Consider the following 15,996-nt stretch of genomic DNA (forward strand, 5'->3'; position numbering starts at 1 on the left):
GTATTTTGGGATCGGTAATTTTTATTGCCATGGTAAAGATAACAAGAATTTATGATATCGGAAAATTTTTAGTACCGTAATACTGTTTGAAAAGGCGGCGCCATGCCACAAGCCGACCCGAGGCCGAAGGGGCTGTCTCGTCCGCAAGCCGCGCGGCGTACTCCCCGCCCGCCCAGACCAGCGCGAGGGTGGCGAACACGGCAGAAGCCCACCACCATCCCGCTGCGGAAACGGCGATGAAAGCCGTCGTGAGCAGCGCAGCCAGCAGTCCGCGCAGCCGCCCCGACAGCCGCCGCCGGGAGAAAGGGACGGTCAGCAACGGCTCCCACAAGGTCCTCCGCCGGTTGCGCGGAACGACTCGCAGCGGGTGCATCCCGAAACCGCCTGCCGCAACTACCGCCTCGCGGCTCAGCAGCGCGGCCGGTTCGCCCAGGTGCGACTGCACGAGACCGAGTGTTCCGGGCGGGCCTTCGCCCAGCTCCGCGACGAGCCGTTCGATGGTCCCGGGCAACAGGAACTGCCCCGCGGAGACGGGCAGCAGGTAGTCGTAGGTAGCCACCGCAGCGGCAGCGTCGAAGTCGCCCGCCGCCGAGCCGCGAACCCGGTCGACGAGCACCAGCCGCCGGAAATGCCGCTTGCGCGACCGGCCCAGCGACCGCACTCCCTCGACCTCCAGTTCGCCGGAGTGGGTCCACTCGACGCGGATCATGCGGTAGCGGCCGACCAGCGCGGCAAATTCCGCGACATGGTGGCGTCCGTCGAGCACCACGATCACTTCGTAACGCGCATATTCGGGGGAGAGGAGGTTTTCGATCTGCGCCGGGTCCGATACGCCGCTGCACAGGACCGAAATGCCGATACCGTCGGGAGCGTCGCTGTAGGCCGCGCGCACGGCATTGAGCAGCAGCCGTTTGTCCCGGGCACGGGTTATCAGCAGCAGCAGTGCGCCTACGCACACCGCCACCGAAACGAGCACCAGGAGAAGAACCAGCTTCATGCCAGGCAGCGTTTATAGGATTGGACGAGCGATTCGTAATAGGGACGTTCGCGCGCGCTGAGAAGCCGCCGGAGAGGGCCCGGGGAGTAGCCCTCGGCGACGATATAGCGCAGCAGGGCCTTGCGCTCGGCGGGGGACATGGACGACAGCCGTCCGGAGACGGCCCGCCGCGTCAGCGGACGGCGCAGGGCGCAGAGCGTGTAGAGCGCCTCGCGCCCCAGCTCCGGGCTTTCGTCCCCGGCCACGATGCGCAGCAGGAGCCGTTCGGCCTCCTCGATGCCGAACTGGCGCACGATGTTCAGCCCCACGATCCGCAGGTTGCGGCTCGGCGACCCGACGAGGGGTTCGTAGGCGATGGGCAGCATCCCGCGGCGCAGGACGGCCATGATCTCCCCCACTTCGCACGCCGAGAAGGGTTCGGAATATTCGGTCATCAGCCGCAGGGCTGTCGAAGGGTCGGCCGCAAGGCGCACCATCAGCGACTGGAAACGCACATAGCGGTTGCGGCTCGCAGCGTAGCGGGCAGCGCAGGCCGCCCCCGCGTCGGTGACAGGCAGGCGCGCGAGCAGCAACAGGTTATGCGCCCGGCGGTAGGACCCAGAGCGTCGGATGCGGCGGAACAGCCACTCTTCCAACCCATAGCGCTCGACGATGCGCCGCAGGGGCGCGGCATCGAGCCCGTAGGTGACATCCACCAGCCCGGCGATGGCTTCGACAAGCAGCCTCCGGACGCCGATACGGCCGATCATCGGGAAGCGCGGCACGGGGCCGTCGCCCGCAAGCAGGTACGACATCACGATACGCAGGTATTTGGCACGCAGCACGGCGTCGCGGCTGCGCTGCCGCCGGGCGCGGAGTTCCGCTGCACCCAGCAGCAGCAACAGCGCAACCGTTCCGGCAGCCGCAAACGCCGTATAGAGCATCAATAGCAATTCGGTCATAACTGTCGGTTCAAAGCATTGGCGATCTTCGTCCGCAGCCGCTGCAGGCTCACGGGGAAGGTCATGTACTGGTCGACGCCGCACTCCAAAAGGCTCAGCACCGTCTGTTCGGCCTGCTGCCACGCCACGACGTAGACCAGCGGCCGCCTGAGGCAGTCGGGACGCAGCGTACGCACTACGTCGCATCCCGAAAAAAAGACCGAAGTCCCCACGACGATCACCAAATCGAACAGCATGCGCCGCGCCATGCGCTGCATGTCGGGCACACCCGATGCACAGCGCACCTCGGCCTGCATGTCGGCGAGCGACAGTCGGATCACGTCGCGCAGGAACTCCTCGTCGGAAACAATCAATATTCGGTGCATGGCGTCACACCGGCTTGGCCGGCCGCCTTTGCCACGCCAAAAACCGCGCCATAGCGGCGGACGGGCAAAAAAAATTGCCGGGTGTGTTGTTTATAAGATAAATATGCGTATATTTGCACACTCAATTTATGTTCAAATACATAATCGACTTAAATGTACGTTATAGTAGAGATTGCAGGTCAGCAATTTAAAGCTGAAAAAGGTCGGAAACTTTATGTTCACCGTCTTCAGGGCGAAGAAAATTCGTCCGTAAGTTTCGACAAAGTCCTGCTCACAGACAACGACGGTCAGGTTAAAGTTGGTGCACCTGTAGTGAAAGGCGCCACAGTGAAGTGCAAGATCCTGAAGCATCTGAAAGATGACAAGGTTTTGGTATTCAAAAAGAAGCGTCGCACGGGCTACCAGAAGTGCAACGGCCATCGCCAGTACCTTACGCAGATTCTCATCGAGGAAATCGTTGCATAACCTTTAAAAACTGAAGTAACATGGCACACAAGAAAGGTGTAGGTAGTTCGAAGAACGGCCGCGAGTCGGAAAGCAAGCGACTCGGCATCAAACTGTTCGGCGGTCAGTTCGCAAAGGCGGGCAACATCATCGTTCGCCAGCGCGGAACGGTGCACAACGCCGGTGAAAATGTAGGCATGGGTAAAGACCATACGCTCTTCGCCCTCGTCGACGGAACGGTAGAGTTCTGCAAGAAAGGCGCAGGAAAATCTTATGTAAGCGTTTCCCCGCTGAGCGAGTAAACCCAACAAACGAAAACGATAAAAAGCGGTTTCCTCCGGGAAGCCGCTTTTTTCGTGCGCCGCAGTCTCAATAAAAATCGGGGACGGAACCTTCCGCCTGGTGAAACTCGAGTATGTAAGTAGCGACGTATTCGGCCGTCGGCCCGCCCCCGAAAAAGAAGGAGCAGCGGATGGATCCTGTCGGAGAACTCTCCAGTGACGCCTCTGTACACCCGTCGTCCGCAAACGAACGGCAAAACAGGAATCCTGCAGGAAGAATGTTGCCTGTGACGCCTAAATCACAGCCGCCGCCCCAAAACCAATGCGGGGCGGCACGGGGATTATTCCCGAAGGAAAATCCCGACAGTGACGCAACGTCTGACGCCGCCCCGGAATACGACTGCGCGGCTTTGCATGGAAGACAAAACAAAAAAGCGCGAGTCTGACCTCCTCAATGCTGGCCTTAGGGAGCCATGAACCAGAAAGTCGTCCCGCGCCCGTGACTGCCCCAACCCAAAGGTCGGGGCATACACAGGTCTGGCAACAATCACACCCGATTCAAACAACCTCCGAAGAGGCTCCCTAAGTTTGCAGAGAGGTATAAAGAGTTGTTTACCCTTGAATTATTTATTGCAAAGATAACTAAAAATTCCATTATGCCAAGACTCTGGCCCGAACAGAATACGATCGGGACCTTTTCAAGGCAGGCGCAGGACCGTCTCCGGGAACAAACAGGCCTCAGAGCGCAAAACGACGGCTTGTGCAACGAAAAGAACGGAAACCGCCGTTTTTAGCGGGGTTTTGGCAAATAAGAGTCCCGGCAAGGCGCTCGAAAATGGCGATTTTAATGTAACTTTGCAGTATGCAACGAAAGAACGAACGCTATAACGAGCCGGTGATCCGCGATGTGGTTAACGGACTGCGCGAACTACGCCACACCCGCAAGCTGTCCCAGAAACAGGTTTTCACCGACACCGACATCAACATCGGCCGGATCGAATCCGGGCACGGAAATATCTCGATCTCGACGCTCGCCGACCTGTGCGCCTACTACGGGATTACGCTCCGGGAGTTTTTCGAACGGTTCGATGCGAAGACCGCTTCCGGAAAATAGATTCCGCCGCACGAAAGGGGCAGCACATGCGAAACAGAAACGCCAACGCTGCGCCAGACACGGTAACGCAATGCAACGCAACAACATAGCAGCAAAAGGATAAAACCCCGCCTTCGGAATCCGAAAGCGGGGTTTTGTTGCGGCAAAGCCGGATTACTTCTTGGCCGGAGCGTTCTCCACGGCGCGGAATTCGGCGACGACCTTCTTGTCGTCGTACAATTTCAGGGCTGAGCCATCGATCTCGAAGCGGTCCACTTCGTCGAGCATCTTCACGAAGGCATCCTCGTACTCCATTTCAGGGCAGGCCATGCGGGTCATGCCCATGTTCTCGAACTCCAGTTTCTGGCCCTCGAGTTCGTACTTACCGAAGAAGCGGTTGCAGTTGGTGCGGCCCGACACGAGCGTATCGGCGGCATTGAACTGCAAAGTGAAGAAATCGGCCTCGGCGTCGATGGCCTTTGCGGGAATCGTCTCCATCTTGGCGAGTTTCCACGTCGTGCCCTCCAGCGGAAGGGCCTTCTTCTGCGAACCGCCGCAGGCGGTCATGGCTAAAAGCAGCGCAGCGGCTGCAAAAATCTTTTTCATAATTTCAAAATACGTTTATTAACCGAATAATTCATTCAAAATACGCGCCAGACGGTAACCGGCTTTCAAGACCTGCTGTTCGGCAAGAGGCTGCACGGTCATCAGGTAAGCGCTCGTCTGCGCCTTGTCGAGCCGGTCGCCGGGCTTGATCCAGTCGTAGATCACACGGCAGTTGCGGGCATTCTCCCCGGCCCATTCGCGGGGCGTACCGGCGGCCAGGGCACGGCGTTCGGATTTCGAACAGCGGTCGAGCTGGTAACGGTAGTCCTCGTAACCCCAACGGTGGTTAAGCTCCAGGGCCTCGGTATCCCAGAAGCCGTGAAAAGCACATTTACGGCCGTTAAGCTCGAACCCGAAGCTGCTGTACCAAGGATATTTGACGTGCGTCGGGCAGTGCATGTCCCCCACCAGGTGCACCAGGCAGTAGATCGCCACGCGGACCGTCGAATCGTCCCGGCTGCGATAGTCGCGGAGTTTCTCCATCGCATCCTCGATCCCCAACACGGCATCGCCTTCAGCCATTCGGGGCACATAACGGCACTCGGCATCGGCATCGAATCCGTGCCATTTCGAGGTGGCGCGGTAAGGCTTCGTAGCGCGCACGGCGTCCATCCACGAAGCGTAGTAGACAATCGAACGGCCATCGAGGTACTTCCCGATGTTCTTCTTCGCCCGGGGCGTCAGGTTGCACTCGGCAATGTAAGCAATGGCGTCGTGCCCGGTCTTGCCCCAGCCGAAGGCCGTACCGCAGGCGCCGAAAAGCACGGCGAGCAGGAGGAGTGTTTTCTTCATTTCAGGTCGGTTTTTGTCTGACAAAAATAGGTAATATAATCGGGTTGCGCAACAGCCGCAAACAGAAAAAAACCGAAACACAGCTTTTTAAACCGATTCGGACGCTTCCCGGTGCGGGCAATACAGCGTCAACAAAAAAAGGCCGCAATCCCGATCGGGATGCGGCCTTTACTATCGAATAAACTTTTGTTAGTACTCCATCTGCGCAAGGCGCTTGTAACCGTTGAAACGCCACTTGGCATTCTCCTCGGCGGCGGCGAACAGTTCGTTAGCCTCGCCCGGGAAGGCCTTCTGGAGCGACGTATAGCGTACCTCCTTCAAGAGGAACTCGCGGAACTTCGACCAGTCGGGCTCCTTCGAGTCGAGCACGAACGGATTCTTGCCCTGCTCCTCGAGCATCGGGTTGTAGTGCCACAAGTGCCAGTAACCACAGGCCACGGCCTCCTTGCCAACGGTCTGCGTGCGGGTCATGCCGCCCTTGATACCGTGGTTGATACACGGAGCGTAGGCGATCACCAGCGAAGGTCCGGGATAGGCCTCCGCCTCCTTGAGCACGTTGAACAACTGCTGCTGCGAAGCGCCGATCGAAACCTGAGCCACATAGACATAACCGTAGGTCATGGCCATGGCGCCGAGGTCCTTCTTGCGGATACGCTTACCGCTCGATGCGAACTTGGCGACAGCGCCCACGGGAGTCGATTTCGACGACTGGCCGCCGGTGTTCGAGTAAACCTCGGTATCTACGACCAGAATGTTCACGTCGTGGCCCGTAGCCAGCACGTGGTCCACACCGCCGTAGCCGATGTCGTAACCCCAGCCGTCGCCGCCGATGATCCACTGCGACTTCTTCACGAGCCAGTCTTTCAGTTCAAGGATCTCTTTGCAGTAGTCGCAGCCGCAAGCCTCCATCATCGGGATCAGGCGGGCCGAAACCTCGGCCGATTTAGCCGACGAACCGCGGTTTTCGATCCACTCCTTCATCACGGCTTTCAGCTCGTCGGAGCATTTGGTGCAATTCGCGATAGCGGCTTCCATCGTATCCTGGATGCGGTCGCGGAGCTTCTCTACGCCAATGTGCATACCCAGGCCGAATTCGGCGTTATCCTCGAAGAGCGAGTTGGCCCATGCGGGACCCTGGCCGGCATCGTTGGTGCAGTAAGGCGTCGAGGGAGCCGAACCCGAGTAAATCGAAGTACAACCCGTCGCGTTGGCAACCATCATCTTATCGCCGAAGAGCTGCGAAATAGCTTTGATATACGGAGTCTCGCCGCAACCTGCGCAGGCGCCCGAGAACTCGAACAGCGGCTGGGCGAACTGCAGGTTCTTGACCGACTTGGTCTTGTCGACAACCTGCTTGTAACCGATATGCTTGGTGATGTAATCCCAGTTCTTCTGCTGGGGCATCTGCTCTTCGAGCGGACGCATCACGAGGGCCTTCTCCTTGGCGGGGCAGACATCGACGCAGTTCGAGCAGCCCGTACAGTCGAGCGGCGAAATCTGGATGCGGAACTTGTATTCCTTCGTCTCGCCCAGGCCCTGCTTCCATTCCACACCCGAAGCGGCGGCCTCCTCCTCCGTAGCGAGGAACGGGCGGATCACAGCGTGGGGGCAGACATAGGCGCACTGGTTGCACTGAATACAGTTTTCGATCTTCCACTCGGGAACGTTTACGGCAATACCGCGCTTCTCGTAAGCGGCCGTGCCGTTGTCCCACGTACCGTCCTCACGGCCGTTGAAGGCCGAAACGGGCAGCAGGTCGCCCTTCAGGGCGTTGATCGGATCGACGATCTTCTTCACGAAGTCGGGACGTGCGGCGTCGGCGGTGTGCGCCTCCTCCTTCACGGCGATATTCGCCCACTCGGCAGGAACCTCGACCTTCACGACGGCGTCGCCGCCGGCGTCCACAGCCGCGTAGTTCATGTTGACGATATCCTCGCCCTTCTTGCCGTAGGATTTCAGGATGGCCTTCTTCATCTCCTCGACAGCCTTGTCGAAGGGAATGACGTTGGCGATCTTGAAGAATGCCGACTGCATGATGGTGTTCGTACGCGAACCCAGGCCCAGCTCGGCGGCGATCTTCGTGGCGTTGATGATATAGAAGTTAATCTTATTCTTGGCAAGGTAGACCTTCATGTGGTCGGGCAGCGTCGCGCAGGTCGTCTCGGCATCGTGCACCGAGTTCAAGAGGAACGAACCGCCCTTCTTGAGACCCTTGAGCACGTCGTACTTGTCGACGTACGAAGGCACGTGGCACGCCACGAAGTCGGGGGTGGTCACCAGGTAAGGCGAAGTGATGGGCAGGTCGCCGAAACGCAGGTGCGACGAGGTGTAACCGCCCGACTTCTTCGAGTCGTAGGAGAAATAGGCCTGGCAGTACTTGTTGGTCGTGCCGCCGATGATCTTGATCGAGTTCTTGTTGGCTCCCACCGTACCGTCGGCTCCGAGGCCGAAGAAGAGGCCCTCGAACGTGCCGGGCTTGGCGAGCGAAATCTCCTCGCCGACGGGCAGCGAACGGAACGTCACATCGTCCACGATACCTACCGTGAACTGGTTTTTCGGCTCGTTCATCTTCAGGTTCTCGAACACGGCCAGCATCTGCGCCGGGGTGGTGTCCTTCGACGAAAGACCGTAGCGGCCGCCGATGACGAGCGGCTTCTTGTCGCACGGACAGGTTGCGAACGCTTCGACAACGTCCAGGTAGAGCGGATCGCCGTTGGCTCCCGGCTCCTTGGTGCGGTCGAGCACGCAGATACGCTTCACGCTCTCGGGAAGCACAGCCATGAGGTATTTCACCGAGAAAGGACGGTAGAGGTGCACGGTAACGACGCCCACCTTCTCGCCCTGCGCGATCAGGTAGTCGACCGTCTCCTTGATGGTCTCGGTCACCGAGCCCATCGCTACGACCACGTTTTCGGCATCCTTCGCACCGTAGTATACGAACGGCTTGTAGTCGCGGCCCGTAATCTTCGAAATCTCCTTCATGGTGTCGGCCACCATGTCGGGAATCGCGTCGTAGAACTTATTGGAAGCCTCGCGCGTCTGGAAATAGATGTCGGGGTTCTGGGCCGTACCGCGGGTCACAGGGTGTTCGGGGTTGAGCGCACGGGCGCGGAACTCCTTCAGCGCATCGCGGTCGAGCAGCGCCGTCAAAGCGGCTTCGTCGACCAGTTCGATCTTCTGGATTTCGTGCGAGGTGCGGAAACCGTCGAAGAAGTGCAGGAACGGCACGCGGGCCTTCAGCGACACGAGGTGCGCAACGCCGGCGAGGTCCATGACCTCCTGGACCGACGAAGTGGCGAGCATCGCAAAACCCGTCTGGCGGGCAGCCATCACGTCCTGGTGGTCGCCGAAGATCGACAGCGACTGTGCGGCCAGCGCACGCGCCGAAACGTGGAATACGCCCGGAAGCAGCTCGCCGGCGATCTTGTACATGTTGGGGATCATCAGCAGCAGACCCTGCGAAGCGGTGAACGTCGAGGTGAGGGCGCCGCTCTGCAGCGATCCGTGCACGGCGCCTGCGGCTCCGGCCTCCGACTGCATTTCAACGACTTTAACGGTTTCACCGAAGATATTTTTACGGCCCTGGGCGGCCCACTCGTCCACGAGCTCGGCCATCGTCGACGACGGCGTGATGGGATAGATGGCTGCGACTTCCGAGAACATATAAGCCACATGGGCCGCAGCGTAGTTACCATCACAAGTGATAAATTTCTTTTCTGCCATTTTAGTTGAAATTTTAGATGATATTTGTGTGTATTTCCGATATTTCAGGCATAGCCCGGACAAACGGGCGATGCAAATATAGCAATTTCGGCCGAGAAACGATGTCTATTTTCTTTCAAAAAAGTGTAAATTTTTACCTTTTCAAATGTTAATAAAATAACAATCACCCTGTTATTCAACTAACAACGAACTTGCGGGAAATCACCGAGTTGCCGAACTGGCTAACCAATAGCGGATTACCCGCGAGACACACCCCGAGAGCAAGGAAAGCGCGGCGTAAACCGGCCGCAATCCGTGAGACGGCCCCGCAAAACCCTCGCCGAAAAAAAAGAGCGCCTCGCGAGGCTGCTCCTTTACTGCGGTTCCCCGAATCCGGGCTATTCGGCCGATTCGAAATCGGCGATATTGCGGCAGTTTTCCAGATAGTCGGCCCGACGGTCCGGATTCGGATCGAGTTTAAAAACGATCCGCGCCCCGGACTGCGAACACAAATCACCGTCAAGGATCAGCATATCGCCGCCATCGACCGCCCTGACCACAGCCCGCGCCTCGGTATAGTCGTTCCTTGTAACGAGCGTCTGTGTCTGCGGATCATAGCTCCAGTTATAAGCCCGGTAAAATAGCCCACCATCGTACCCTTGGGCCATATCCAGCCAACACTCCCAACAAGTGCCGTCTTCAAAAAAAAGGAATTCGGGTAATACTCCACCAATACTCATATCAACCTGATCGCTGTAATACAATTTCTCTGTTTCCAGCTCGAAATAGGCAGCAAACGACAGCATATTTCCGGTTAACAAAGCCGGAACTACTGACGGGTCGAAATTGCCATGTCTTGCGATCAGCCCGTTCACGCGGTTCCATTCGGTCTCGGACTCCGGACCTTCACAAGCGGCCAGAACGGAGGCGAAAAATAAAATATATACAATTTTTTTCATAAAATCATCTATTTATCGTAAACAACCATTTTAAAGTTATAAGCAAATTTATAATCGGCGCTGCCGTTCGATCCCGCATAGTCGCCTGCACCGGTATCGATCTTATCCGAATCCAACCGCTTGGTCGTATCGAAAAGATCGTACCAATAATAGCCGTCACATTTACCGCCCCAACCGAAATTGCAATGCACCAGGCAATAGTACTCTTCCGACAAAAGAACCTCGGGATTGACCTGATTATTCGGACCGTAGGTGGTCATCCAACTCTGTTTGGTGTACTCGTTCCAGCCGTCGATCACCCAATGATGCCCTGAGGTCACATTCGGTGCATGAACTCCATGTACAAAAAAAGGAGCTTTCTTTGTGCATACCATATTCTTTCCCGCATTTTTTGTATACGTAATCAAATTTACGTTTCGCAAACCGGATTGATTGAGCACTCCAGAGACCTTCGAAACATACGTATTGCTTGCCAAATCACTATACGTCGTCCCCATCCAGACTCCGAGCGCATGAATAAACCGCGCCACTTCGTTCCTCGCTCCAGCAGAGGGATAAGAGCCGTATTTACACTCATTGATCAGGCTCCATGAAAAAGAGTCGCCCGCAATCGAAATCGCAGCACCCGATTGATTATAAGTCAATATCTGCCCTACCGCAATATTTGTGCATCCGGCCGGACACCGCCTCGTATGCGTGCTGTTCCAGTCGCATTGGTCATTATACGGCGCCCACTGGTCCCATTTGGTTTCTAACAGCGGGGCTTGGGTGGTTTTGTTGATAATGGCCGTCCTGTATTTGGGCGCAGGGGTAGGATCACCCCAATCACCGCCGATGTCGATTCCGCCACCATTGCCCGGAAGGGGATCGGCAGGCTTGTCGAGGTTGCCGGAAACATCGTCGAGAATTATCTTCACCAGAAAATCCTTGATGCGTATTTCCTCATCGCCATCACCCGCATGACCGGTAGAATCCCGTAGATCAAAATTTTTCGATTCAAAATCCTCCGGAGTAAGCACAGTCTCGTCCAATACGGCATAAACCGGATTGACGCGGGTATCAGCTCCCAAAATAGCAGATCCCTGTCCGTCTTCGAAAGCAACCAGATAAAGCAGATTTTCGACACCGGAAGCCGATGCAGAACGGGTGCGAGCCGAAACCGTTTTCAACGGCAAGATCGAAGCGACCCGCCGCCCAAACAAGCCTGCGCGTGTTTCACCGCCTATACTTTGAAGCGTTCCCAAAAACAATTCCAGATTGTCGAGTGCGCTTTCCGGAGAAATCGCATACTCCGAAACCGGGTCTATGGCCGGCTCCGGAAAGGCCGAATTGTCAGGATCATCGCTGCATGAAGAAAGCATTCCAGCCAGAAAGAGAAAAAACAGCACTTTTTTCATAGGCTATAGAATTTAGTGAGGCCGATCAAATATACACAAAATTTTGATTATAAACAATTTTCAATTGTTAAAACCGGTTGCGGACAGCAAAATGCGGATACTCCCTTGCCGCTGCTCGAACCCGGCGGCCGATCGGAGGCAAGGAACCCAAAAATTAAGGTTTATGTATAGGACTTTCGGACACATCGGCGGCAAAACCGGATTTTTTACTAACTTTGCCGTCAGAAACACGTTTATATTCGTTCTTTAAATATCGTTATAGAAACGGTTATATTGGGGCTCCTAAAATCTGGTAAATTTTTTGTAAACCCACAATTGGATCGTACCCGAAGGGTGCGCGCTGATGTGAGGGTTTACGGGCTTTACCAGAGCCATAGGAGCCATGATCTCGGCAGCACTCTTCTCGTTTCTGCCGTATATACCGAATCATGCAGCGGCGGGAACGATGGATTCTCTATCCCAAACTTCTTCATAGTCACCGAATCCATTTTCCGAACAATGAGGCGTCACTTGTATCTCCCGCCGCTGCTTTTTTCACACGTCGTTCCAGCCGCCGGACAGGAAACAAATTCAATGCGGCACGCCATTCGCAGCGGAAAATAGTTTACCTTTGCACACATGATTTCCTACCAGAAGAAAATACTCCCGAACGGACTGACCGTTGTGGTCAACCGTGACCGGGCCTCGAAACTCGCCGCCGTAAATATCCTTTACAAGGTAGGCGCGCGCAATGAAAATCCCGCACGCACGGGATTCGCCCACCTGTTCGAACACCTGATGTTCCGCGGAACGCACGCGGTGGAAAACTTCGACCTCCCGGTGCAGATGGCCTCGGGCGACAACAACGCTTTCACGAACAACGACTACACGGATTTCTACATCACGCTGCCGAAGGACAACCTCGAAACGGCCCTCTGGCTCGAAAGCGACCGCATGGAGGGGCTCGACATCACCCCCGCGAAACTCGAAGCCGAGAAAAAGGTGGTTATCGAAGAGTTCCGCCAGCGCTACCTCAACCAGCCCTACGGCGACCAGACGATGCTGCTCAGGGCGCTCTCCTACAAGGTCCACCCCTACCGCTGGGCGGCCATCGGCCTGACGACCGACCACATAGCCGGAGCGACGCTCGACGACGTGAAGGCCTTCTACCGCGCCCACTACCACCCTTCGAACGCCATCCTGTCGATCTCGGCGGACATGGAAGAGGAGCGGATGCTGGAACTGGCCGAAAAGTGGTTCGCACCGATCGCCGGACGTTCCGTCGCAACGGCGCCGATTCCCCAAGAACCCGTGCAGACCGAAGCCCGCCGCGAGGAGGTGGAGCGCGACGTGCCGGCCTCGACCATTACCGTAGCCTATCACATGTGCGCACGCACGCAGCCCGATTTCTACACGGCCGACCTGGTTTCGGACCTGCTGTCGGGCGGCGATTCGGGACGGCTGTATATGCATCTTGTCAAAGAACGCAACCTGCTGTCGAGCGTCAACGCCTACATTTCGGGCGATGTCGACCCGGGGCTGTTCGTCTTCACGGGCCAATTGCTGCCGGGAGTGACGGCCGAAACAGCCGAAGCGGCTTTCCGCGAAGAGATCGAAGCCCTCCAAAACACGGCAGCGACCGAATACGAAATCGAAAAGGTCAAGAACAAGTTCGAGGCCAACACGCTTTTCGGCGAGCTGAACGTGATGAACAAGGCGATGAACCTCGGGTTTTACGAAATGCTGGGCGACCTCGAACTGATCAACCGCGAGGTGGACCGCTACCGCGCCGTCACCGAGGACGACATCCGCTCGTTCAGCCGCCGCATCTTCCGTCCCGAAAACAGTTCCACACTTATTTACAACGCAAAGAAATGACACCACCCCGCATAACACCCTCGGAGGTCGAAGTCGCGCAGGCCGTCCGCACGGCGCTGCCCAACGGCATCGGCCTCTACACGCTCGCCTCGGACGATTTCGAGGTGCTTCGCATTTCGTTCGTCTTCCGTGCCGGGTCGGCCGTACAGCAGACGCCCTTCTCGGCGACGGCCGCCGCCAACCTGCTGTCGGAAGGCACACGCGACATGACGGCGCAGCAGGTCGCCGAACAACTCGACTACTACGGGTCTTGGTACGACGTAAACGTCGACCGCGACTACGCCTACATCAACTTCGCCACGCTCTCGAAGTTCTTCGACCAGACGCTTGCCGTGGCGGAGCAAATCCTGCTCTGCCCCACCTTCCCCGAAGAGGAATTGCGGACCTACGCCGCCAAACGCAGGCAGCGGCTGGCGGTCGAGCGGGCGAAGATCGACGTAAAAGCCCGCGAAGCCTTTGCCCGGGCGCTGTTCGGGCCGCGGCATCCCTACGGCATTTCGTCGGACGAACGCGAATACGACAGCCTCACACGCGACGCCGTAGCCGATTTCTACCGGCGGTTCTACACCGCCGAAAACTGCTTCGTCGTGTGCAGCGGACGCATCGGGCCCCACGAACTGGAGGCCGTGACGCAGCTCGCCGGACGTATCCCCCACGGTGAGGCCGAAACGGCAATCGCCTTCCCGCCGCCCGAGACCACGCACACGGCGTTCGTCGAATACCCGGGAGCCGTACAATCGTCGCTGCGCATCGGCCGCCTGCTCTTCCCGCGCACACATCCCGATTTTTTGGGCATGCAGGTCGTAGCAACGGCCCTGGGCGGCTATTTCGGTTCCCGCCTGATGCAGAACCTCCGCGAAGAGCACGGTTACACCTACGGCGTAGTCTCCGCAATGGTGAATTTCGAACGCGAAGGTTACTTCGCGACGGCGGCGCAGGTCGGAGCGGACGTTACACAGGAGGCCCTGCAGGAAATCTACAAAGAGATCGAACGCCTGCGCACAGAGCCCATGCCCGAAGCGGAGCTGGAGTTGGTGAAAAACATGATGGCGGGTGAAATGATGCGTATCCTCGACGGTCCGTTCGGCATCGCCGACGTGACGATCGAGAACATCCTCTGCGACCGCGACAACGCAGTGATCGGCGAGAACATCCGCCGCATCCGGCAGATGACGCCCGCAAACGTACAGCGATTGGCCCGGCAGTACCTGGCGAAGGAGGATTTGGTGACGGTCGTCGCCGGAGCGGAAAAGCCCCGGTTATGAAAATATACCGGAAACCCCTCTTCAGAAGTTGGGAATCCTGGTTCTACGTCGGGACGCTCGCAATGTGTCTGCTGCTGTGGGACACGTTGCAGGCCCGGGGATTTTTCATCCTCGGAGGTTTCTATACCGGAATATACCTACTCTACCTCGCAACTCGCAACTGCATCGTGCTTTCCAACCGCAAGATTTCGATCTTCAATCCGTTCACGCGACGCACGTTCGATTACCCCTATGGCAGCCTGCGGCGGGTGGAGTTCATCCGAGACCTGCGGGGTAACCCGCGCATCCGTCTGACGTGCGACAGCGGAAAGATCCGGTGGCACTATCTGGAAGGAATTCGCAGCGGTGATTACAGCGACATCATCGCCCGACTGGAAAAGTCGGGCATCGCCGTGGAAACACGGAAAATGGAACCGTATCTAAACCGGGAATAGCGGCCGTTACCGACGGTTTACGGAAACCCAATTCGTCAGTTCAACGAACTCGGCAACGCCCAACTGCTCGGCGCGCCGGGTGAAGAAGGGATGGTCGGCCCCGCCGAAGTCGCCGAAGACCGAGCGCAGCGAGTTGCGGATCATCTTGCGCCGCTGGCCGAAGGAGGCCTTCACGACCTTGATGAAAAGCGTCTCGTCGCAACTGAGGTGTTCCGTTGCATTGCGGCGCAGGCGGATGACGGCGCTCTTGACTTTCGGGGGCGGATTGAAGACCGTCTCGTTGACCGTAAAAAGATATTCGATGTCGTACCACGCCTGCAGGAGCACCGACAGGATGCCGTACTCCTTCGACCCGGGAGGTTCGGCCAGCCGCACGGCGACCTCCTTCTGGATCATACCCACGCACTCGGGCACGAGGTCGCGGTTTTCGAGCACCTTGAAAAAAATCTGGGACGAGATGTTATAGGGGAAATTGCCGATGATCTTCAGACCTTCGGGGAAACGTTCGCGCAGGTTCATCCGCAGGAAATCGCCCTCGATCAGCCGCGGTGCAAATTCCGGGTAATGCTCGTGCAGGTATTCGACGCTCTCCGAGTCGATTTCCGCACCGTAAGTCACGATATCGTCGCGGCGCAGCAGGAACTGCGTCAATACGCCCATGCCGCACCCCACTTCGAGCACCGCCGACGGCCCACCGGCCGCATCCCCGCCCGAAAGCGAGTCGCAAATCTTGCGTGCAATATTCAGATCGACCAGGAAATGCTGTCCCAGTGCTTTTTTGGCCCTTACTTCACCCATAGTTTTTCATTCTCGGCTGTAAAGGTACGAAATATTCGATTTATTGCTACCTTTGTCGTTATACT

The 15,996-nt window shown here is 57.4% G+C and carries 15 protein-coding genes; 6 read left to right on the forward strand and 9 right to left on the reverse strand.

All coding sequences use genetic code 11. The features are described from left to right. Positions 1–49: 49 nt before the first annotated feature. Genes I2E69_RS11685 through I2E69_RS11695 form a run of 3 tightly spaced genes read right to left on the reverse strand, consistent with a single transcriptional unit; the run spans position 50 to position 2,303 of the window. Positions 50–997, reverse strand: a complete 948-nt coding sequence (locus I2E69_RS11685) for a hypothetical protein (protein WP_229095488.1) — start codon at positions 995–997, stop codon at positions 50–52. Further along, a complete protein-coding gene (locus I2E69_RS11690) occupies positions 994–1,938 on the reverse strand; it encodes a hypothetical protein (RefSeq protein ID WP_195461406.1) in 945 nt (314 codons plus the stop codon). Before I2E69_RS11690 ends, I2E69_RS11685 begins: the two co-directional genes overlap by 4 nt. Then, positions 1,935–2,303: a response regulator transcription factor gene (locus tag I2E69_RS11695; RefSeq protein WP_195461407.1), complete on the reverse strand. Its 369-nt coding sequence runs from the start codon at positions 2,301–2,303 to the stop codon at positions 1,935–1,937. Before I2E69_RS11695 ends, I2E69_RS11690 begins: the two co-directional genes overlap by 4 nt. Positions 2,304–2,456: 153 nt before the next feature. Between I2E69_RS11695 and rplU the strand changes: the two genes are divergently transcribed. The 3 genes from rplU (at position 2,457) to I2E69_RS11710 (ending at position 4,142) form a co-directional block, all read left to right on the forward strand. Further along, positions 2,457–2,768, forward strand: a complete 312-nt coding sequence (gene rplU / locus I2E69_RS11700; RefSeq protein WP_195461408.1) for a 50S ribosomal protein L21 — start codon at positions 2,457–2,459, stop codon at positions 2,766–2,768. A 20-nt stretch (positions 2,769–2,788) separates the two neighbouring features. Then, complete coding sequence (gene rpmA, locus I2E69_RS11705) at positions 2,789–3,049, forward strand: 50S ribosomal protein L27 (protein ID WP_195461409.1); 261 nt, start codon at positions 2,789–2,791, stop codon at positions 3,047–3,049. Positions 3,050–3,890: 841 nt separating this feature from the next. Then, positions 3,891–4,142 carry a helix-turn-helix domain-containing protein gene (locus I2E69_RS11710; RefSeq protein WP_195461410.1) on the forward strand — a complete coding sequence of 84 codons (252 nt, stop codon included), beginning with the start codon at positions 3,891–3,893 and terminating at the stop codon, positions 4,140–4,142. 153 nt (positions 4,143–4,295) lie between these two features. Here I2E69_RS11710 and I2E69_RS11715 read toward each other — a convergent pair whose 3' ends face one another. From I2E69_RS11715 to I2E69_RS11735, 5 genes are all read right to left on the reverse strand, one after another. Further along, positions 4,296–4,727, reverse strand: coding sequence for an META domain-containing protein (locus tag I2E69_RS11715; protein ID WP_229095489.1), 432 nt, complete (start codon positions 4,725–4,727; stop codon positions 4,296–4,298). Between the two features lie 18 nt (positions 4,728–4,745). Continuing rightward, positions 4,746–5,519, reverse strand: coding sequence for a S1/P1 nuclease (locus I2E69_RS11720; protein WP_195461411.1), 774 nt, complete (start codon positions 5,517–5,519; stop codon positions 4,746–4,748). Between the two features lie 189 nt (positions 5,520–5,708). Next, positions 5,709–9,242 (reverse strand): pyruvate:ferredoxin (flavodoxin) oxidoreductase, encoded by a 3,534-nt coding sequence (gene nifJ / locus I2E69_RS11725; RefSeq protein ID WP_195461412.1) that lies wholly within the window; start codon positions 9,240–9,242, stop codon positions 5,709–5,711. Positions 9,243–9,619: 377 nt separating this feature from the next. Further along, positions 9,620–10,180 carry a hypothetical protein gene (locus I2E69_RS11730; protein WP_195461413.1) on the reverse strand — a complete coding sequence of 187 codons (561 nt, stop codon included), beginning with the start codon at positions 10,178–10,180 and terminating at the stop codon, positions 9,620–9,622. A gap of 8 nt (positions 10,181–10,188) precedes the next feature. Then, positions 10,189–11,577: a C10 family peptidase gene (locus I2E69_RS11735; protein ID WP_195461414.1), complete on the reverse strand. Its 1,389-nt coding sequence runs from the start codon at positions 11,575–11,577 to the stop codon at positions 10,189–10,191. 618 nt (positions 11,578–12,195) lie between these two features. Here I2E69_RS11735 and I2E69_RS11740 point away from each other — a divergent pair. The 3 genes from I2E69_RS11740 to I2E69_RS11750 are packed head-to-tail and all read left to right on the forward strand — an operon-like array spanning position 12,196 to position 15,133. Beyond that, complete coding sequence (locus tag I2E69_RS11740) at positions 12,196–13,434, forward strand: M16 family metallopeptidase (protein WP_195461415.1); 1,239 nt, start codon at positions 12,196–12,198, stop codon at positions 13,432–13,434. Then, complete coding sequence (locus I2E69_RS11745; protein WP_195461416.1) at positions 13,431–14,699, forward strand: M16 family metallopeptidase; 1,269 nt, start codon at positions 13,431–13,433, stop codon at positions 14,697–14,699. Before I2E69_RS11740 ends, I2E69_RS11745 begins: the two co-directional genes overlap by 4 nt. Continuing rightward, the gene (locus tag I2E69_RS11750; RefSeq protein ID WP_195461417.1) at positions 14,696–15,133 is read left to right on the forward strand and encodes a hypothetical protein; all 438 of its coding nucleotides are present in this window, start codon (positions 14,696–14,698) and stop codon (positions 15,131–15,133) included. Before I2E69_RS11745 ends, I2E69_RS11750 begins: the two co-directional genes overlap by 4 nt. 6 nt (positions 15,134–15,139) lie before the next feature. Here the strand turns inward: I2E69_RS11750 and rsmA are convergent, their stop codons facing one another. Continuing rightward, positions 15,140–15,931 carry a 16S rRNA (adenine(1518)-N(6)/adenine(1519)-N(6))-dimethyltransferase RsmA gene (gene rsmA, locus I2E69_RS11755; protein WP_195461418.1) on the reverse strand — a complete coding sequence of 264 codons (792 nt, stop codon included), beginning with the start codon at positions 15,929–15,931 and terminating at the stop codon, positions 15,140–15,142. Positions 15,932–15,996: the final 65 nt, after the last annotated feature.

The sequence above is a fragment of the Alistipes sp. D31t1_170403_E11 genome (genome assembly GCF_015553985.1).
GTDB lineage: Bacteria > Bacteroidota > Bacteroidia > Bacteroidales > Rikenellaceae > Alistipes > Alistipes montrealensis.